The organism is Azoarcus sp. PA01 (genome assembly GCA_001274695.2).
In the GTDB taxonomy this organism is placed as follows: domain Bacteria; phylum Pseudomonadota; class Gammaproteobacteria; order Burkholderiales; family Rhodocyclaceae; genus Aromatoleum.
Genome location: LARU01000004.1, coordinates 104996 through 123887, shown reverse-complemented (window position 1 = coordinate 123887; position 18892 = coordinate 104996). Strand labels below are relative to the sequence as shown.

The 18892-nt window shown below is 64.7% G+C and carries 26 protein-coding genes and 2 pseudogenes; 21 read left to right on the top strand and 7 right to left on the bottom strand.

Translation table 11 applies throughout. The features are described 5' to 3' along the window. Window positions 1-2: 2 nt before the first annotated feature. Window positions 3-2486 carry a hypothetical protein gene (locus PA01_18960; protein ID KAI5912310.1) on the bottom strand — a complete coding sequence of 828 codons (2484 nt, stop codon included), beginning with the start codon at window positions 2484-2486 and terminating at the stop codon, window positions 3-5. A gap of 9 nt (window positions 2487-2495) precedes the next feature. Next, complete coding sequence (locus PA01_12735) at window positions 2496-3014, bottom strand: hypothetical protein (GenBank protein ID KON79402.1); 519 nt, start codon at window positions 3012-3014, stop codon at window positions 2496-2498. A 198-nt stretch (window positions 3015-3212) separates the two neighbouring features. Between PA01_12735 and PA01_12730 the strand changes: the two genes are divergently transcribed. Continuing rightward, entirely contained in the window at window positions 3213-3431 is a 219-nt protein-coding gene (locus tag PA01_12730; GenBank protein ID KON79401.1) for a hypothetical protein, read from the top strand. Here PA01_12730 and PA01_12725 read toward each other — a convergent pair. Together PA01_12725 and PA01_12720 are read right to left on the bottom strand one after the other, a co-directional pair. After that, window positions 3407-3664 carry a hypothetical protein gene (locus PA01_12725; GenBank protein KON79400.1) on the bottom strand — a complete coding sequence of 86 codons (258 nt, stop codon included), beginning with the start codon at window positions 3662-3664 and terminating at the stop codon, window positions 3407-3409. The two genes, PA01_12730 and PA01_12725, sit on opposite strands and share 25 nt — an antisense overlap. A 198-nt stretch (window positions 3665-3862) precedes the next feature. Next, a pseudogene (locus PA01_12720) lies at window positions 3863-4075 on the bottom strand (helix-turn-helix domain-containing protein). 76 nt (window positions 4076-4151) lie between these two features. Here PA01_12720 and PA01_18955 point away from each other — a divergent pair. From PA01_18955 to PA01_12645, 16 genes and pseudogenes are all read left to right on the top strand, one after another. Then, window positions 4152-4388 (top strand): annotated as a pseudogene (locus PA01_18955) (hypothetical protein). Then, window positions 4368-4871 carry a S24 family peptidase gene (locus PA01_12715; protein ID KON80332.2) on the top strand — a complete coding sequence of 168 codons (504 nt, stop codon included), beginning with the start codon at window positions 4368-4370 and terminating at the stop codon, window positions 4869-4871. The pseudogene PA01_18955 and the gene PA01_12715 overlap by 21 nt, the downstream one beginning before the upstream one ends. A gap of 109 nt (window positions 4872-4980) precedes the next feature. Next, window positions 4981-5187, top strand: coding sequence for a hypothetical protein (locus PA01_12710; protein KON79399.1), 207 nt, complete (start codon window positions 4981-4983; stop codon window positions 5185-5187). After that, window positions 5188-5865, top strand: a complete 678-nt coding sequence (locus PA01_12705; protein ID KON79398.1) for a thermonuclease family protein — start codon at window positions 5188-5190, stop codon at window positions 5863-5865. A 205-nt stretch (window positions 5866-6070) separates the two neighbouring features. Beyond that, window positions 6071-6313: a hypothetical protein gene (locus PA01_12700; GenBank protein KON79397.1), complete on the top strand. Its 243-nt coding sequence runs from the start codon at window positions 6071-6073 to the stop codon at window positions 6311-6313. 97 nt (window positions 6314-6410) lie between these two features. Continuing rightward, window positions 6411-6749, top strand: coding sequence for a preprotein translocase subunit SecE (locus PA01_12695; protein ID KON79396.1), 339 nt, complete (start codon window positions 6411-6413; stop codon window positions 6747-6749). A 102-nt stretch (window positions 6750-6851) separates the two neighbouring features. Then, the gene (locus tag PA01_12690; protein ID KON79395.1) at window positions 6852-7859 is read left to right on the top strand and encodes a P63C domain-containing protein; all 1008 of its coding nucleotides are present in this window, start codon (window positions 6852-6854) and stop codon (window positions 7857-7859) included. 136 nt (window positions 7860-7995) lie between these two features. Further along, window positions 7996-8397 (top strand): ATP-binding protein, encoded by a 402-nt coding sequence (locus tag PA01_12685; protein ID KON79394.1) that lies wholly within the window; start codon window positions 7996-7998, stop codon window positions 8395-8397. After that, window positions 8394-8612, top strand: coding sequence for a hypothetical protein (locus PA01_12680; GenBank protein KON79393.1), 219 nt, complete (start codon window positions 8394-8396; stop codon window positions 8610-8612). The genes PA01_12685 and PA01_12680 overlap by 4 nt, the downstream gene beginning before the upstream one ends. Beyond that, window positions 8609-8833, top strand: a complete 225-nt coding sequence (locus PA01_12675) for a hypothetical protein (GenBank protein ID KON79392.1) — start codon at window positions 8609-8611, stop codon at window positions 8831-8833. The genes PA01_12680 and PA01_12675 overlap by 4 nt, the downstream gene beginning before the upstream one ends. Further along, window positions 8830-10110 carry a hypothetical protein gene (locus PA01_12670; GenBank protein ID KON79391.2) on the top strand — a complete coding sequence of 427 codons (1281 nt, stop codon included), beginning with the start codon at window positions 8830-8832 and terminating at the stop codon, window positions 10108-10110. The genes PA01_12675 and PA01_12670 overlap by 4 nt, the downstream gene beginning before the upstream one ends. Before the next feature lies 1 nt (window position 10111). Beyond that, window positions 10112-10471 (top strand): hypothetical protein, encoded by a 360-nt coding sequence (locus tag PA01_12665; GenBank protein KON79390.1) that lies wholly within the window; start codon window positions 10112-10114, stop codon window positions 10469-10471. Then, on the top strand, window positions 10468-10923 hold the full coding sequence (locus tag PA01_12660; GenBank protein ID KON79389.2) for a hypothetical protein: 456 nt from the start codon (window positions 10468-10470) through the stop codon (window positions 10921-10923). The genes PA01_12665 and PA01_12660 overlap by 4 nt, the downstream gene beginning before the upstream one ends. 167 nt (window positions 10924-11090) lie before the next feature. Next, window positions 11091-11999 (top strand): DNA cytosine methyltransferase, encoded by a 909-nt coding sequence (locus PA01_12655; protein KON79388.1) that lies wholly within the window; start codon window positions 11091-11093, stop codon window positions 11997-11999. Then, window positions 11996-12493 carry a hypothetical protein gene (locus PA01_12650; GenBank protein KON79387.1) on the top strand — a complete coding sequence of 166 codons (498 nt, stop codon included), beginning with the start codon at window positions 11996-11998 and terminating at the stop codon, window positions 12491-12493. The genes PA01_12655 and PA01_12650 overlap by 4 nt, the downstream gene beginning before the upstream one ends. A gap of 70 nt (window positions 12494-12563) precedes the next feature. After that, window positions 12564-12749, top strand: coding sequence for a hypothetical protein (locus PA01_12645; protein KON79386.1), 186 nt, complete (start codon window positions 12564-12566; stop codon window positions 12747-12749). Between the two features lie 86 nt (window positions 12750-12835). Here PA01_12645 and PA01_18950 read toward each other — a convergent pair whose 3' ends face one another. The 3 genes from PA01_18950 to PA01_12630 all read right to left on the bottom strand — a co-directional run bounded on the left by PA01_18950 (window position 12836) and on the right by PA01_12630 (window position 15225). After that, on the bottom strand, window positions 12836-13471 hold the full coding sequence (locus PA01_18950) for a hypothetical protein (protein KAI5912309.1): 636 nt from the start codon (window positions 13469-13471) through the stop codon (window positions 12836-12838). Between the two features lie 163 nt (window positions 13472-13634). Then, the gene (locus PA01_12635; GenBank protein KON79385.1) at window positions 13635-14165 is read right to left on the bottom strand and encodes a hypothetical protein; all 531 of its coding nucleotides are present in this window, start codon (window positions 14163-14165) and stop codon (window positions 13635-13637) included. Window positions 14166-14286: 121 nt separating this feature from the next. Continuing rightward, window positions 14287-15225, bottom strand: a complete 939-nt coding sequence (locus PA01_12630; protein ID KON79384.1) for a tyrosine-type recombinase/integrase — start codon at window positions 15223-15225, stop codon at window positions 14287-14289. Window positions 15226-15327: 102 nt separating this feature from the next. Between PA01_12630 and ettA the strand changes: the two genes are divergently transcribed. The 4 genes from ettA to PA01_12610 are packed head-to-tail and all read left to right on the top strand — an operon-like array spanning window position 15328 to window position 18884. Further along, window positions 15328-16992 (top strand): energy-dependent translational throttle protein EttA, encoded by a 1665-nt coding sequence (ettA, locus tag PA01_12625; GenBank protein ID KON79383.1) that lies wholly within the window; start codon window positions 15328-15330, stop codon window positions 16990-16992. Window positions 16993-17019: 27 nt separating this feature from the next. After that, window positions 17020-18000 (top strand): MBL fold metallo-hydrolase, encoded by a 981-nt coding sequence (locus PA01_12620; protein ID KON79382.1) that lies wholly within the window; start codon window positions 17020-17022, stop codon window positions 17998-18000. A 25-nt stretch (window positions 18001-18025) separates the two neighbouring features. Beyond that, entirely contained in the window at window positions 18026-18223 is a 198-nt protein-coding gene (locus PA01_12615) for a hypothetical protein (GenBank protein ID KON79381.1), read from the top strand. A 16-nt stretch (window positions 18224-18239) separates the two neighbouring features. Further along, entirely contained in the window at window positions 18240-18884 is a 645-nt protein-coding gene (locus tag PA01_12610; protein KON79380.1) for a class I SAM-dependent methyltransferase, read from the top strand. Window positions 18885-18892: the final 8 nt, after the last annotated feature.

Below are 18892 nucleotides of genomic sequence, written 5' to 3'. Positions count from 1 at the left end.
AATCAGAACGCGACCGGGTCATACTCATCCCCAAACGTCGCTCCTACCCCTTGAATGGCTTGCGCTGGGCGCGCCGCTGTTGCGGCCGGCTGCGCCTCCTCCACGGTCTCCGCAGGCCGGACATAGACCCAGTCGCGCCGCCCGGTGCTCTGCCGGCGCTTGCCCCAGTGCAACCGCTGCATCAGGTTGCCGACCCGCGTCGCGGCACTGCGGTTGTTGTCGATCTTGTCGACATCCACCCCGAGCGCCTTCGTCAGCAGCTCGTAGCTCGTGAATTCGTTCTGCTCGCCGATCACGCGCTCCGGCGCGTACAGGTAATCCTGCAGCGGCATCAGCCACGGATCGACGATCTCGCGGGCCTCCTGCTCCGGGCGGATCCAGTCCGCCTCCTGCTCGCGCGTCGGGCGCCACTGGAAGCCCTTGCGGTACAGCAGCAACGCCTCGGCGAACAACTGATCGCGCCACTCGGCGAGCTTGTCTAGATCGATGCGCCCGCGGCAGCGGATCGGCCAGAAGCGCCGGTTACCCGTCGTGTCCTTCAGGTACTCCCCCTGGTTCGTCGTGCCCGCGAACGCCACCTGGCGCGGCCGCTCGATGATCCGGCGCGCGTAGGGCTCGCGGTACCGGTCGCGCTGCGTCGTCACGAACGCCTTCACCGCCGTCGTCTCCGACCGGTTAAAGGAGTCCATCTCGCCGATCTCGTACAGCCACACGCCGTCGAGCTGCATGTAGGCATCCTTGTCGCCGATGCGCAGCTGCGTGTCCGCGAACCACTGCCCGCCGAGGATGCGCAGCGCGGTCGACTTCCCCTTGCCCTGCACGCCCTCGAAGATCGGCATGTAGTCCCACTTGCACCCCGGCTCCATCACCCGAGCGATCATCCCGATCAGGAACAGCCGGCCGACCAGGCGCAGGTAATTCACGTTCTCGGCCGAGGCGCCCATGCAATCCTCGAGCCAGAAATCCACGCGCCCGATGCCGTCCCATTCCGGCAGCGCGGCCAGGTATTCCGCGATCGGATGGAACTTCGCTCGGGCTGCGGCCATGCCCACGCCCGTGGTGATCGTGCCTTCTCCCTTCACCAGGAAGCGCACCTGCTGGGCCATCCACAGCCCGAGCTCCATATCGTCCTCGCCGGTCCATTCCCCCGGCTCTCCGCCCGTCGGCGTGCGCCGCCGCTTCACCACGCGGCGAGCGAAATCGTCCCATGCGATGATGCCGGCCCACGCCGGATGCTGTGTCAGCAGCAGGAACACGTTCTCCCGGCAGTCCTCGAGCACCCCGCGCGATTTCCACAGCATCCCGCTCATCCATTCCGGAGTGCCCGCGCCAGCCGCAGGAGGGGTAGAAGCCCCTTCGGCGCCGACGGGTGCAGCCTCGGGTGTCTGCGCCGCCGGCAGGCGCTGGTTGCGCATGAACGCCTTCAGCGCCTCCGCATCCATCCCCTCGGCGATCGCGTCCGCGATGTCCCACCCGCCCGGCTTCTCGCCCGGGGCGGGGATCGTCACGATGCGCGCCTTGCACCCGAGCCCCGCGAGAATCCCCGCGATCTGCTCGGCTGTCTTCACGCCCGGCTGCTCCGCCTCGGGGAGCAGCGGCTTCGACTTCGGATCGACGCCTGTCGCGACTTCCGCCTTTGTCGTTTTCTCGCGCTGCGCATCGCAGTCCGGCCAAACGATCACACTGCGGCCCGCGAGCGGCGACCAATCCACCTTGCGCACCGCCTTGCCGCCGCCGGGCCAGCTCACGACGACGAGCTCCGGCAGCAGATCCACCGGCAGCACCGGCGCATCCGCGCACTTTTCGCCCTCGACGATCAGCACCGGCGCCGCGGGCTTGGCTGCGAGCCGATCCAGCCCGTACAACGGCCGCGGCTCGCTCCACTGCATCCAGCGCCAGTCGCACTTGCCGCTCGTCGCGTGTCGCGCCCACACCAGCGGCAGCACTTCCTTGCCGCCGTCGGACGTCACGAAGCGATACACGAAGCCGAGCACGGCGCCGGCCCCATCGCAATAGGTCCAGACGCGCTCCGGCAACCCGCGGTGCGGGTGCGCCTTCGGCCGCTCCGGCGCATCGGCTGGGGCCGGCGTCATCGGCTCCCACATCACCTCGCGCGGCTTCTTGTCCTCGGCGGGGGCCGACGGCTTCGCGGAGGGCGCCGACCCCTTGAAGGGCTGGCGCGCGCGCCGGTCGTCTGCGTCGACAATGCCGAGGCGGTCCGCCAGCGCCTTCGCCGCCTCGAGCTGGTTATCGTTCGTGAAGAGGTACGCGTAGAGGCTGACCGGATCACCGCCCCCGTCGTCGGTCGCGAAGTCCCGCCACACGCCCTTGACGACGTTGATCGAGAACGACCCCTCTCGGTTGTCCGACCGCCGGGGGTTCGTGCTCTTGTACTCGGGCCCGACGCGATGCCCTTCCGGCAACCACTCGCGCAGCAGGCTCTCGAAGCTGCTCAGCGCAGCGCGGTTGATCGCAGCGAAATCCATGCGGCCGCCTCAGCGCGCCCCTGCGACGAGCGCGTGCAGCGGCTTGCACTCCGGCTCGCGCACCTGGCTCTCAACCTCCTTCACGAACGCGTGCACCGCGCGGATCACCCGGTTACCGGCCACCCTCAGCGCTGCCATCTCGTCGAGTGTGATGAGTCCGTCGCCGCGCGCCTCAGTGTACTCACGGGCCAGATCGCCGAAGCGATGCATCATTTCCAGCTGCGCCTGCAGCAGATCCGCTTCGCCTGCTTCGCCGGCCGGCAGCGGCACGAACAGCCCGCCGAAGACCGCGCACTTTGCCTCGATGTAGCCCGTCGCGCCGGTCTTTTCCAGCACCGCCGCGCCCATCGCGTCCGCTTCGTGGTCGGTCACGTCGTAGTTCGGCATCGAGTCGCTGAACTTGTTGTGCAGCACACCCGGGCTGCGCCCGATCAGGCGCGCCAGCGCGGCAATGCCACCCGGATAGTGCTTGGCATCCGCATGCAGCGCCAGAACGGGGTCCGCGCGTTCGAAAGTTGCGTGAGTCATATTGTTATTCCCTCAGTCCGCTGCAACAACCCGCCTACCTACACTCGCCCCAGCACCAAAAAGAACGCCGGGCAGCACGGGCCGCCCGGCGCCAAACAGCGAACAGGGCTGAGGGAGGTAGAACGATGAAACTGGCGGCACGCCCCATGCGGATAGAATCGCAATTCCACTCACTCATCATCACCCCAGGAGCGCACCATGAAACTCAAAACCATCTCGCTCGACGGCCTGAAGGCTCAGCTCGAGTGGATGAAAGATCTGCCCGACGACACCCAAATCACCTTCGGCCAGGGCAACCTCTCCTTCGTCCGCGCAAAGACCCGGCTGTACCGCGCAGACGATCGAACGCCCGCCATCGTCAACATCGAATTCGAAGAACTGTACGAAATCACTCACGACTTCGATTCCGAGCGCTGATCCTCCGAGCGGCTCAGGCGCGGCACCCCGCCCTCGATCCACTCTTTCAGCATCCTGCAAGTTGCGGCCGACGACTTGACTGCCCGGTAGCACTCCATCGGCGCGCCGTTCGGGGCGAAGATGGACAGTTGGTAGCCTGCCGCGACGACCTCGATCACGGCGGAACACCCCGTCCTGTCGTATTCGTCGCCGCAGTACGAAGTCATGTCCGATGCTGGCATCACCGCTTTCATTTATGCACTCCCGTCCCGGCGATCCACCGCCCGCCGATCAGCGACCCGCTGCTCGCCCCGCACGCGCCGGTCACCATCGCGGCGTTCCACCGCGCGGCGATCGTCGTGCACGGGCTCGACATAGGTTCGCTCGGCGACATCAACCGGGGTTGGCACGAAGGCGGGGAGCGTGGTTTCGCTTTCCACGTCGCCAGTCCCGCGCAGATACCCCCAATCGACGTCGGGGCGGAGTTCTTCGCAGCGGACGGCGCCGGCGGTGGCACGCTCGATGGCCGGGCAGCGCTCGGCGGGGATCGGTCGAACGCCAGTACCCCACTGGCTGACCGTGGCGGGCGTCACGCCAAGCACCCGGGCGAGGGCCGCCTGTCCGCCGACGAATTCGCACGCAGAGAGAATCGGTTTCTTGTCCATGCGATAAGTGTAAGGCTGCGCCTAATGTTTAGCAATAGGAATTGCCTAAGCACTAAAACCCGAGAAAGATTAGGCGATGCTTAAAGGAAAAGACTTCGGCGCAGCGATTGACCGCGCGATCCAACTCAAACTTGACTCCGGCCGCGCGAAGTCCAAGGCGGAGATCGCCAGGCACTTCCAAGTTCGCCCACCGTCTCTATCCGACTGGGTGAAAAAAGGGTCAGTTGCGAAAGACAAGCTCCCAGAAGTTTGGCGCTACTTTTCTGATGTAGTAGGCCCCGAGCACTGGGGTATGACGCCGGACGAGTGGCCCTCTGGCTTGTCACCCCTGCCGGAAGCCGCTCGCCGAAGATCGAGCCCAGCAGATCCATCGCATCCCGAAGAGGCAAACATCTGCGCCGGACCGGACCGTAAGGGCAAAGTGCCGCTAATCTCGTGGGTGCGTGCAGGTGAGTTCGCTCATGCCGCTGATCTTCTGCCGGTCGGCGAGGCCTATGAATGGGTGGAGACCGGCGTGAACGTGCAGCCCCACACTTTTGCGCTGCGCGTCCAGGGCGACTCGATGGAGCCGGAATTCGTCGCCGGCACGATCATCGTGATCGAGCCGCAAATGGTCGCCGAGCCCGGCGACTACGTCATCGCCCGCAACGGCGACAACGAGGCCACTTTCAAGCAGCTCGTGCGCGACGGGGCGGACCTGTACCTCAAGCCGCTGAACCCCCGCTATCCGATCAAGCCGCTGGGCGCCACGGCGATCATCGGCGTGGTTCGAGAGGCCGTGAAGCGCTACCGCTGATCAGGTGATTCACAGCCCCCCTTCACTACCTTCTCGACATATTCCGATATCCTATACGCCACGGCCGCGGGTCATGGGAGGTTCGCGGCCACATGGGAGGAATACTCTGATGGCAGAAGAAAAGAAAAGCGGGCTGTGTAAAGCCTGCGGTAAGCGCACCGTCGTGTTTCGCAAGGGCACCAACCATGTCCTGCACCTCATCCTGACCATCCTCACGGCCGGGGTTTGGCTCATCGTCTGGTTCGGCGTCAGCGTCAAGTTCGGCGGCTGGCGCTGCACCGAATGCGGCTCAACCGGCGTCAAGCAGGTTTCCTGAGTGCGTCTCGATGCCCTTCTTGCCGTCTTCGCGCTGTTGAGCGCCCCCGCTCTCGGGCAAGACGTGGTGAGCTGTCGAGTGGTCAGCATCGCCGACGGCGACACTTTGATCTGCCTCACGGCCGCGAAGGAGCAGATAAAAGTCCGCCTGGCCGAGATCGACGCCCCGGAGAAGCGACAGGCCTTCGGGGAGCGGTCGAAGCAGTCGCTCGCCGAGCTGTGCCACAAGCGACAGGCCCAGGTGCGCGTCGTCGATCGGGACCGCTATGGCCGCACCGTCGGACGAGTGATCTGCGCCGGGATCGACGCAAACATTGTGCAGGTGCGCCGCGGCATGGCGTGGGTGTATGACCGCTACGCCCGGGATCCGGTCCTGCCGCGGCTGCAGGCGAATGCGAAGGCCACCCGCACGGGGTTGTGGGCGGATGCCGAGCCGGTTGCGCCGTGGGAGTGGCGCAAGGGCGCGGCGACATCCTCGAAGGGCTCGGACGTCAGGACCGCGTCGTTGACCGCTCCGGCCGCCGCGCAACCGATAGCCCGCGGGCTCACGTGTGGAAGCAAGCGGACGTGCGGTCAGATGTCGACCTGCGCCGAGGCGCGCTTTCACCTGGCGCAGTGCGGCGTGAGCGGGCTTGACCGGAATCACGACGGGGTCCCGTGCGAGGCGCTTTGTAGGTGATCGAGCCGGTCGCGCCGTGGGAGTGGCGGAAGCGTTAAGTGATTATTTTCACAGGAAATCGGAACTCCCCCCACTTACCCACAGGTTATCCCCCGCCAATTTTTCTTATCCACATACGATTCACTCTGAACGGTGATAAATTCACTGTGTCCAACCCAAGCCGCATCTGCGGCTTTTTCTTCGATCATCCGGCCACGGGGCCAGTATGCCAAGCGAGCGGGACTCAGAGCTTCTTCAGCAGATCGTCAGACGGATCGAGTCCGGCGAGGTGCAGTTGCGCAGTTTGTTGATCGAGGTCGGCCGGGAAGTTCTAGACGTTGCCGAAAACCTCAAAACAGGGGCTATAGCTCCCGAAGCTGCTGCGGAGGCGCTGGTATTGACGGCAGGAAAGATCGTGGACGCGGTGCAGCCTAGTGCACCCAAGCCGGCAGACTTTGACGATGAGTGATATTCCTGACTTGAATGAGCTTCGACGAAAACTCGAGGCTGCAACACCTCAGTGGAAGTCGAATCGCAATGGCAACGGAGGAAACGGAGGTCCGCCTATGACTGACTACGTGACCCATGCGGAATTCGGTACGGCAATGGATCGGATCGAGGGGCGGTTTGCGCACCTCGACCACCAGTTCGGCGAACTCCGCGAGGAAGTTCGCGGTGCTCGACGTAGCACTTGGCAGGCTGCAGCAGGTGTTGTCGGCGTGATGGTGGCGATCACAGCTCTCGTCCTTGCTGCGATCGACACAGGCCGAGAAAGCGCCGCCCGGGAGTTTTCTGCTGCCGCCGTGCGTCTCGAGGCGGCTGTAAAGTCCGCCCCGCCCGTGGCTCAACCCCCGATCATCATAAACGTCCCCCCCTCTCCTGCGGCCGCGCCTTTGCCGCAGTGATTCACTTGAGGCCCAACGAAAGCCCGCCTCGCGCGGGCTTTTTTTCGTCTTGTGCTTGTTTGTGCGAGCGTTTATGATTTTTGCTTGCAAAAAGGAAAAAGAATGAACACCGAACTGACTGGAAAAGCTAAGGGTGGAGCCGCCCGCCAAGCATCAATGACTGCGGCGCAACGCAGCGAGGCTGCGAGGAATGCTGCGCGAGCAAAGGCAGAGATTGCGAAGCTGCCGCGAGCGACTCACGGGTCGGCGGACCACCCCCTCAAGCTCGGAACGCTAGAAATCCCTTGCTACGTACTCGAAGACGGCCGGAGAGTCTTGTCGCTCGGGGGGATGGTTAAGGCTCTCGGCATGTCGATCGGCAGCGCGGGCGGCGGCGAGGGTGATCGACTCTATAGTTTCGCCACCGGGAAAGCGATTTCTCCTTTTATTTCCAGCGACTTACTCAGCAGGATGAGCGCTCCCATCCGCTTTCAGGCGCCGACTGGCGGCAGTGCGGCGTCCGGCTATGAAGCAACCATTCTTCCTGACCTCTGCGATGCAGTTCTAGAGGCTAGGAAGTCCGGGTCCTTGCGCCATCAACAAGTGCATATTGCGCATCAGTGCGAAATTTTGGTCAGGGCGCTAGCGCGCGTCGGCATCATCGCGCTGATCGACGAGGCGACAGGGTTCCAAAAGGACAGAGCCAAGGACGCCCTAGCCAAGATTCTTGAAGCCTACGTCGCCAAGGAGTTGCAGCCGTGGGTCAAGACGTTCGACGCCGACTACTACGAGGAGATGTTTCGGTTGCGCGGACTCCCCTACCCGCCCGACAACCCGAACTTCCGTCCGCAATACTTCGGAAAGCTCACCAATGACGTGGTTTATCGGCGCCTCGCGCCGGGCGTGCTCGATGCACTCAAACAGGAAAGCGGCAAGGCAGAGCGCAAAGGGAAGCTTCACCAGCATCTGACGGCTGGGTACGGCCGACAGCATTTGCTCAAGCATCTCGGGTCGGTTGTAGCGGCCATGAAACTCTCCGACGACTGGCAGGACTTCATGACGAAACTCAACCGACTTGCGCCTCGCTACGGCGATACACTCTCGCTGGACCTGGACGAAGCCGACCGCTGAGCAGCCTTATGCAGTCAACGCAGCCCGCCTCGAGCGGGCTTTTTTACGCCCGTATCATTAGGCAAAGCCTATTGACACGTTATTAGGCCACGCCTAATATTCCTCTCACGCCTCGCCCGAGGCTTTGGAGACCACGATGCAAACGCCAGCACCCACCGTAACAATCAACCCCTCCCGCATTCCCGGCTGCCCGACGATCGTCCTGGTTGCCCCGCAAGGCTGCGGCAAAACGCTCTTCTCGAAGGTGCTCGCGATGAAGCTCGGTTGCTCTTACGTCATCGAGGACGGCGAGATCAACGGCGTTCCCGTGAGCATAGCCGACCACGTTCCCCACGACGGTGGCCTGGTGCTCGGCAGGCACGGCGAGCGCGGCGGCGATCTCACCATCACCGCCCACACCGAAGCAGGGTTCCACGCGCTGCTCCGGGCTTTGCGCATCCCCCTGACCCATCGTCTGCCCTACTCCACCGAATCGGCCCCTGGGCCGGGGCCGGAGTTCGAGTGGGACGCCGACCTGTCGAACCGGAGCGGCTCATGAACATCGCTTTGACCGCAGCCCTCAACCGCCGCCGCGCCCTCGAACGCAAGCGCGCCCGCCTTGCCGAGATGCGCGACAACGCCGCCGCGCTCCTCGGCGCCCAGGCCGACGTCGTCGCCCGCCTCGAAGCCCGTGCGCCGACCTCCCGCGACATCGCCCGCGCCATCGAGCGCCGCGCCAAAGCCGGCCTCCTCAACCCCGGAGCCCGCGCATGAACGCGATCCCTGCGCCCCTGGTCGAGGCCGACGACGGCCGCGTGCCGGTCACCGTCTGGCTCACGCCCGCCCAGGCGGCCCGCCTCGAGCTGGTCGTCGCTGCGTTCCGCGAGCACGACCACTGGACCGACAACAACGACATCGTCGACAGCATCTTCCACGCCGGCCTCGATGCCGCCGAAGCGCGCATCAACCATCCCGAATCGGAGCAACCCGCATGAACGCCAGAATGACCGCCCAGCCGCCCGAATCCCTCGCGCTGCGCATTGCCCGCCACCTCGACGCCGCGCCCGAATCGCCACTGAAAGCCATCGCAAAAGCCGTCGGCGAGGCCGACTACCCGGGCACCGTCGTCAAGTGCCTCAACGCGATGCGTACCGACGGCGACGTCGAGTGCGAGCGCAAGAAAGGCGAGCTGCTGTACTGGCTGGCAAAGCCGCTCGCCGCGATCGTCGGCGCCATCGAGCCCCCCGCCGCGCCGCTCGCCTGCGACCTACCCCCCGATATCCGCATCGGCACGCGCGCCGCGCAGATCTGGCGCGCCCTCACCAGCCCCATGACCGCCCGCCAGATCGCCACCGCGACGCAATGCGCCGCCGGCCAGATCGACCCCGTGCTCAGCGCGATGGCGAAAGCCGGCCAGCTGGCGCGCGAAGCCGGGCCGGACGGGAAGTTTCTGTACAGCCGACCGACTCCGAAGCTCATCCCCGTAGCAGAACCCGTCGACTTCGCCCGCGACCCGGAGCTGCAGTACCTCGCGCCGGAGGACTGCGACATGCCGCCGGCCGACCCGGCCGCGCTGGCGAGCGCAAATCGGATGCTGAGCGAGCGGCTTGATGGCGTTGCGCACGTCCTGCGCGGCTGCGGCCTTCCGGCGCTGACCGACGTGACCGGCAGCGAGGATCTGCAGCCGCACGCAGCGGCGCTGGCCGGCGCCTACCAGATGGCCGGGGCGCAGCGCGACGCGTGGCGTGAACTCGCCGACCGCTACGGCTGCGACACGCCCACCGAGCTGGTCGACCGAATCGCCGCCATCGAGCAAAAGCGCGTCGACACGACCGCCGAGCTCACCCGCGCGATGCAGGACCTCGACGCCATCCGCGAACTGCTCGCGCCCCTCACCACGACGATCGACGGCAACGACCTGACCGAGCGCGAGCTCGCCGCCAACATCGCCGCCCTCGTCGGCAAATTGCAGCACCTGCTCGACGCCGGCCGCCACGAGACCGAGGCTCTGCGCACCGAAGTCGAGCGCCTGCGCTTTTCCACCACCTGCTTTGTCGAGTCATTCGAGCCCGAAGACCCCCCCGACGCTCTCGACGCCGCTCAAGGCTACCTGATTAAAGCCCCAAAGCGCCGTCCGCGCTTCGTCAGCAAATTCGAGGCCGCGATTACCGCAGCCAAAGCCGCAGCCAGCAACGGCAGCGGCCGCGGCGAGGTGTTCGCGCTCATCCATGTGGGCACCGCCAAGCGTGGCGCCGTCTGGCAGGCTGTCTGACATGCTGCCCCTCTCCATCGGCGACCAGGCTGCGGCGCTCGCGCGCGACTGGCAGCACTGGACCACGCACAGCGACGCCGCCCGCCGTCGCGCCGCGATGCACACGCGCCTGTCGCGCGCCAACGCCGCCCGCCGCACCGGCCTGCTCGAAACGCTGATCAGCATCCTCGCCACGCGCCCGGCCCTGTGGTGGACGTGCAGCGACCTCGTCGAGCCGCTCGCAGCACGCGGCCTGCCGCGCACCGCCACGCAGATCGGCAAATGCCTGAGCACCGCAGCAGCAGCCGGCCAGGTGCGCAAGCGCGTGCGCGATGACCGGCGCGTGACGTACGGGGCACCGCAGCGGGAGACGGCAGCGTGAGGCCCCACTACACCGACCGCGCAGGCATGAACCGCGCCTACCGCGCCCGCGTCATCTTCGCCCCCTACTACCGGCTCCTCAACGAGTTGCAGACCGGCGAAGTGACCGCACTCGATGACGCGCCCGCGATGGAATGGGAAGGCGAGTACGAGCTCGCCGCCCCGGTGCTGCACGGCTTCGTCGCCATCTGGGAGCGCATCCAGCGCGATCGCCCCTGCGGCATTGACCTCGCCGCACTCACGCACCTGGCGACGCAGCTCGAACCCGGCGCACCGCTCACCGAGCGCGACCTGCTGCGCGCCCGCGAAAGCCTCGACGCCTGCCTGCGCGCCTACAAACGCCTGCCGCTCACGCTGATCGCCCGCCACGCGAACACCGAAGAGATGGCGATCAAGCTGCACGCCCTCGTCGGCAACCTCGACCAACACCCCACCGCGCCGGCCGTCCGATGAGCACCTATGACGAGGAACCGAACCCAAAACCCCCCACCCGCTGCGCCGAAGCAATGCGCGGCGGGCAATAGGAGCAACTGCACCGTGAAGACCTTTTCCTTCGGCCCGAACATCCGCGGTGAAGATGTTACGAGGCGCGAACTCACGTCGCCGACGGGAGCGCTGGCATGAACGCGATCGACCTCTTCGCTGGGGCGGGCGGATTCAGCACCGGCGCCGTGATGGCCGGCTGCCGCGTCCTGTATGCGGCGAACCACTGGCCCGCCGCCGTGCAAGTGCACGCCAACAATCATCCGGATACGCTCCATGTGTGCGAAGACCTGCAGCAGGCCGACTGGACGCAGGTCCCGGCGCATGACCTGATGCTGGCCTCGCCCGCATGCCAAGGTCACAGCCGCGCCCGCGGCAAGGAGCGCCCGCACCACGACGCGCAGCGCTCGACGGCATGGGCAGTCGTGTCGGCGGTCGAATGCCACCGGCCCGCCTTCGCCGTGGTTGAAAACGTGCTCGAGTACGCGAAGTGGACGCTATTCCCGGCGTGGTGCTCGGCGATGCATGCGCTTGGCTACGCGCTCGCCCCGCACGCCATCGACGCCGCAGACCACGGCGTACCGCAGCACCGTCGCAGACTGTTCATTGTTGCCAGCCGCACCAAGCATCCGATCGAACTGCGGCTGCCGAAGCGCGAGCACGTCGGCGCCGCGACGATCATCGACTTCGCGGCGGGTAACTGGTCGCCCATCGTCAGGCCGGGCCGCTCGCCAGCGACGCTCGCCCGAATCGCCGCCGGCCGCGCCGATCATGGCGACCGTTTCATGACCGCTTACTACAGCAACGAGCGCGGCGGCCGGAGCCTGTCCCGCCCGGTTGGAACGATCACCACTCGCGACCGATGGGCCGTCATCGACGGCGACCGCATGCGGATGCTCAACGTCGACGAGTGCCGGCGTGCGATGGGCTTCCCCGACGACTACCAGCTGCCGGCGCGTCAGAAGGATGCTCTCCACATGCTCGGCAATGCCGTCGTGCCGACCGTTGCGCGAGACATCATCAATGCGATTCGGGAGGCAGCATGAAGCACGGCACCTGCATCCACTACACGGGCATGAACACGGGCGCCGACTACAAGACGCGCTGCTGCGCCGCCGGCATCAACTACTTCGAGGCCTTCAACGGTCGGCAGAGCGGAATCTTCCTGCGCATGCCGTGCGTCGAGGCTATCGAGAAACCCGAAGGACGGCCCGGAACGCGCTTGCGGCCCGGCGAGAAAACGGTACTCGTGCCGGTCGATCGCCGCGGCGAGGCGGCGCTCCCCTGCGCCCTTCGACAGGAGCCCACGGCCGAACAAGTCGAGCAGGATCGGATCGAATCCGAGGCAGCGTTCGGTCGCGCAATGGCAGCGATCAGCGTGGCGGCGAAGTGGCGCGTCACCCCGAAGCCGGAGCACGACCGGAACGAAGTCATCGAGTGCCCGTGCTGCCGCGGAAAGCTGCACCTGTTCCAGTCCGCTCGGAACGGGCACGTGCACGGGCATTGCGAGACCGAGCAGTGTGTGAGGTGGTACGAATGACCATGATCGACACCGCGGCACGGCTTAATGCTCAGGGAGTAGCGCACAACATCCGAATGGAGAACAACAAATGCGCGTAGGACGCGACACCAAGCGCCGCATCGAGGCCATCAAGGCCGAGAGCTACGAGGCCCGCCAGACGCTCGTCACGCTGCTCGCACGGCTCGAAGAGCACAGCGGGACGAAGCGCATCGCGCGCGGGCTGCAGGCGGCGATCGACAAGCTGGATCAGTGGCAGCGGACGCCGCATGTTTAACGACCGAGTTGATCGTACGCCTCGCGGCGCAATGCCGCTGCGTATTCGTGTCGAACGACCTTTAGACGGCAAAGGGCGGATCCGCGTTACCTTGCTGGCAACGGAGGCAGGGTTATCCCAGGCCAGAAACGCGGGCGCAGATCCTCGTATTCCTTCGTGAGCGCCCATTCCGGCAATTCCGCAGCGTGGCCGCCCGAATGCCACTTCATGCGCCCGACATAGTAATAGGGCACGTCATATGTGACGAGGTTCATGATGGACTGCTCCAAGGTGCCCAAGTTGTCATCATGGAACGGGTCGGTAGCTGCAAAATGGGCTGCTACCTTATTGCGCCAGGTATATACCTCAGGCACTGCGTCTTTGACGTAGTCGCGGCAGTGCGAACTGATCTTCTTGCGGTTTGCCGCATCGACCAGGGCATCAGACTTCCAATAATTCGCGTTCATCAGCTGTACGAGCCCAACCAGACGAAGGTAGTTCACCAACGTCACTGCGAACCAATTGAACGCACAGGAAACCACATCGGGTACGCCGCCCAGAGCAAGGAGCACGATGCCAGGGTTTTCTTCGAGGAAGCTGATCTCGTACTTGCGCACCGTGTTTGCTAGAAGCCGGAGGCCCGCGTAATTGGAAGGTAGAGCCTGAGCGTTGTTGAACGGAGGGTTGGCCGGATCAAAGACGATGTTCTGAACAGTGTCGAGGATGAATCCTTCTGTCGTCACGCGCTGCCTCTTTTCGGAACTGTGCGGGTCGAGCATACGCTAGCGGGAATGCTTGCCGTCTAACGGCGGAGTTCAGCGGCGGGCAGGCAGAGAAGCTGCCTGCCCGTCCGCTGGAACGGATTGTTAGGCCACTCGGAATTACTTTTGTAGATTGAGCTTGTGTTCATGCGGGACGCGAATTGAGAGGCCGAAAGACCAGTTCAAGTTGTTGTTCGAGGATAGCTAGCGCGAACGATTGCTCGCCGTCGATAAGCCATTTGAAACACCAGATCGTGGCTTGTGCAAGCTCCGCCAGGCTTGGGCGAGCATCGCCTACTTGCACATAAATTACCGGTCCCGCTATAAGAAAAGCATACCAGTCGCCGATTTGAGGCCCGGAAACATCGTTCACAACCTGCTGGCTTTGGCTGCGTTCGTTCAGCTCCCAGTGTTTTGTGGCGTTGGTGATGTCCCGCCAGACTTTGAATAGGAGCCTCCCATATTCGGGTAGCTTTGCTTTCCGTTGTTTTTGCTCATCGGTACCAGCACGCTTGATCCAGTCTTGGTACAGGTGGTACGAAGTGACTACAAAGTTGAATGTGCAGTAGGAGGAGCTCCAGTCCTTCTCCAACTGCATATATTCCCATTTGAGCTTTTCGAAGAGCGCCTCGCATGAGTCGATGGGGAGCCTTGGCACGGAGCAGGTGAGCGACATAGGTGTCTTCAGTGGCCTAACTAGATTTCACGGACACGCGACGGTGCCATGGCGCGCGAAGTTGCGGAAGAGATGCTGACGACCAACGACGGAGGTCCGGAAGACCTTCAACCGCGGTCTGTCACCCCAGCCGATCAGCCATAGACTCCGCTGTCTCTGCGTAATAGTGCAGCAGCGATTTGATGTCCCGGTGCCCGATCATCCGAGCGAGCTGGAGCACATCGAGTTTTTTCGACAGCCGCGTGATCGCCTCCGCCCTCGCATCATGGAAATGCACCTCCCGGTGCCCTGCCGCATCCCGCGCCCGCTGAAAGCACTTCGATGCGACGTGCGCTGACAGCGTGAAAACGTCGGTCGGGTCCAACTTCTCGCGGGCCGTGATGATATCGCGCGCGGCGAGCGACAGCGGGACCTTGCGGGCGTCCCCGTTCTTCGTGTCACGCAGCGTGACGGCCTTCTCGCTCACGTCCGGCCAGCGCAGGCTGATGATCTCGCCGAGCCGCATCCCCGTCTCCAGCGAGAGCCGGAACATCTGCGCCACCTGCGGGCCCTGCCGGGTCTTCGCCAGTTCCTCGAGGATGGCGTCGATCTCGTGCTGCGCGATCCCGCGCTGTCGCGCCTGGCTGGTCGCCGGCCGCTTGACGGTCTCCATCGGCGATTTGTGCAGCCAGTGCCAGTCCTCGACAGCCGTCCGGAACAGCGCCGAAAGTATGATCAGCTCTCGGCGCACCGACACCGGCGCGACCTTCTCGCCGCGCTTGTCGCGGTAGGCCGCGATCATCTTCGGTGTGATCTGGTCGAGAGGACGGTCGACGCACTCAATTTTCTCAAGCTGCGCGAGCCGCGACAGTTCAGCCTGCGAGCCCTTGTGCGCCTCCGCGATCGGCTTGTACTGTCTGAGCGCATCACGAAGCGTATGGCGCTGTAGAATCCCCTTCTGCTCCATCTCGTTCGCCCATGCGACGCACTCGCGCTTGGTCGCAAACGTCTTCGTCATGCGCTGGCGGTCGATGCAGACAGCTACCCGCCACTTGTCGCCGCGCTTCGCGATATTCGCCATGCTTGGTGTAACCGGTGGTGTAAATATTCCGCAGCGTAGCGGCGCATACGGAAATCGACAAGCGTTAAGCGCTTGAGAATCTACACATAACAGGTTTAAACGATGGCCCAATACGTGATGAGTATGCTCCGCGTGAGCAAGATCGTGCCGCCGAAACGGCAGATCATCAAGGATATTTCCCTCTCGTTCTTTCCCGGCGCGAAGATCGGCCTGCTCGGCCTGAACGGTTCCGGCAAGTCCACGGTGCTGCGCATCATGGCCGGCGTCGACAAGGAATACGACGGCGAGGTGCAGCACCTGCCGGGCATCCGTCTCGGCTACCTGCCGCAGGAACCGCAGCTCGACGCGGCCAAGACGGTGAAGGAAGAAGTCGAATCCGGCCTCGGCGAAATCCTCGAAGCGCGCCACAAGCTCGACGCGATCTACGCCGCCTACGCCGAACCCGACGCCGACTTCGACAAACTCGCCGAAGAGCAGGCGAAGTACGAGAACATCCTCGCGACCGCGGGCGCCGACATCGAGACGCAGATGGAAATCGCCGCCGATGCGCTGCGCCTGCCGCCGTGGGATGCCGTCATCGGCAAGCTCTCCGGCGGCGAAAAGCGCCGCGTCGCGCTGTGCAAGCTGCTGCTGTCGCGGCCGGACATGCTGCTGCTCGACGAACCGACGAACCACCTCGACGCCGAATCGGTCGAGTGGCTCGAACAATTCCTCACGCGCTTCCCCGGCACCGTCGTCGCCGTCACGCACGACCGCTATTTCCTCGACAACGCGGCCGAATGGATCCTCGAACTCGACCGCGGCCACGGCATCCCGTGGAAAGGCAACTACTCGAGCTGGCTCGAACAGAAGGGCGAGCGCCTGGCGCAGGAAAGCAAGCAGGAAGCCGCCCACCAGAAGGCGATGAAGACCGAACTGGAATGGGCGCGCTCCAACCCCAAGGCGCGCCAGGCCAAATCGAAGGCGCGGCTCGCGCGCTACGAAGAAATGACCACCGTCGAATACCAGAAGCGCAACGAGACGCAGGAAATCTTCATTCCGCCCGGCGAGCGCCTGGGCAGCAAGGTCATCGAATTCAACGGCGTCTCGAAAGCGTTCGGCGACAAGCTGCTGATGGACAACGTCAGCTTCGGCATCCCGCCGGGCGCGATCGTCGGCATCATCGGCCCGAACGGCGCCGGCAAGTCGACGCTGTTCAAGATGATCGAAGGCCGCGACAAGCCGGACGCCGGTGAAGTCGTCGTCGGGCCGACAGTCAAGATCGCTGCCGTCGACCAGACCCGCGAAGGACTCGCCAACGACAAGACGGTGTTCGAGGCGATTTCCGACGGCGCCGACGTGCTCACCGTCGGCCGCTTCGAAATGCCCAGCCGCGCCTACATCGGCCGCTTCAACTTCAAGGGCGGCGACCAGCAGAAGATCGTCGGCAACCTGTCCGGCGGCGAGCGCGGGCGGCTCCACCTCGCGAAGACGCTGATCGCCGGCGGCAACGTGCTGCTGCTCGACGAACCGTCCAACGACCTCGACGTCGAGACCTTGCGCGCCCTCGAAGACGCGCTGCTCGAATTCGCCGGCTGCGCGCTCGTCATTTCCCACGACCGCTGGTTCCTCGACCGCATCTGCACGCACATCCTGTCGGCCGAAGGGGACTCGCAATGGACGTTCTTCGCCGGCAACTACCAGGAATACGAAGACGACAAGAAGAAACGCCTCGGCGAGGAAGGCGCAAAGCCCAAGCGCATCCGCTACAAGCCGATCAGCCGCTGAACGATTTATCACCGGGAGCCATACAAGATGAAAAAAACCTTCAAGTGGATGCTCGCTTTTTGCGGCACCCTCGCCGTCCTCGCGCCGGTCGCGCCCGCGCACGCCGAAGCGCCGATGGTCAAGACCCAGGTGCCGGGCTACTACCGCACGATGCTCGGGCAGTTCGAGATCACCGCGCTCTATGACGGAGCGATCGAGCTCGAGGCGCAGATGCTGAAGAACGTGAAGGAACAGGAACTCGAGCGGCTGCTGGCGCGGATGTTCGTCGAGGGTCCGAAACTGCAGACCGCGGTGAACGCCTACCTGATCAACACCGGCAGCAACCTCGTGCTCGTCGATGCCGGCGCCGCGAAGCTGTTCGGGCCGGGGCTGGGCTACATCGTCGGCAACATGCGCGCGGCCGGCTACGATCCGGCGCAGGTCGACACCGTGATCATCACGCACCTGCATGGCGACCACATCGGCGGCCTCGGAGATTCCGCCGGCCAGATGGTGTTTCCGAACGCGACGATTCATGTTGCGCAGACGGACAACGATTTCTGGCTGTCGCAGCAAACGGCCGCCGAAGCGCCTGCCGAGATACAGCCGTTCTTCAAGATGGCCGTCGATGTCGCCGCGCCCTACCAGGCCCGCGGACAATGGAAAACCTTTGCCGAAGGCAGCGAAGTGGTCCCCGGCATCCGCGCCGTGAAGGCCTATGGCCACACGCCGGGGCACACCGCGTACTCGGTCGAGTCCAATGGCGAGAAGCTGCTGATCTGGGGCGATGTCGTGCATTCGCACGCGGTGCAGTTCGCCCGGCCCGAAGTCGCATTCGAGTTCGACGTCGACAAGGCGCAGGCGGTGGCGACGAGAAAGAGCCTGATGTATTCGCTCGCTGCGACGAGGACGCTGGTCGCCGGCATGCACCTGCCGTTCCCCGGCATCGGGCATGTACGGGCCGACGGCAAAGGCATCTACAGCTGGATTCCCGCCGAATTCGCGCCGTTGCCGCAGCCGTCGCAGTGATGTCGCCCGATTGGGGAAACGCGAAATGACCTACGAAGAACACCTGGACGAAGTCACGACGCTGATCACCGAGAAATACGACGTCGAAGACGACGAGGCGATCCGCATGACGATGCGCGCGCAAGCCGACGATTTCTTCAGCGGGCACGACGACGATCCGTCGCTGTGCACGCTGGATCGCGCGCACCAGGACGCGGCGGCGGTGTATCGGAAGTATCGTTGACACGGGAGCGGCGGCAATGAGCAACCCGGAGAAGCCTGCCGGCGGCGCACCGGCGCTGCCGCAGGCGACAGCCCGAACGCTCGCGCATTACGAGCGGAACGCCGCGGCGTACTGGTCGGGCACGCGCGATCACGACGTCAGCCAGAACCTCGCGGCGCTGCTGAATGCGATCGAAGGCGAGCCGCCGTATTCGATCCTCGACTTCGGCTGCGGGCCGGGGCGCGATCTGCTGCGCCTGCGTTTGCTCGGCCACGAAGCCGTCGGCCTCGACGGCACGAAGGAGTTCGTCGCGATGGCGCGAGCGTATTCAGGATGCGAAGTGCTGCACCAGGATTTTCTCGCGCTCGATCTGCCCGCGGAGCGCTTCGACGGCGTGTTCGCGAACGCCTCGCTGTTCCACGTCCCGAGCGCCGCGCTGCCGCAGGTGCTGCGCAAGCTGCACGCCGCGCTGAAGCCGCGCGGCGTGCTGTTCTCGTCGAATCCGCGCGGCAACAACGAGGAAGGCTTCAACGGCGAGCGCTACGGCTGCTTCCACGACCTCGAAGCGTGGCGTCGCCATGTCGGCGCCGCCGGCTTCACCGAAATCGAGCATTACTACCGGCCGCCCGGCCTGCCGCGCGACCAGCAGCCGTGGCTCGCGACCGTGTGGCGCAAGTCCTGAATCGCCTG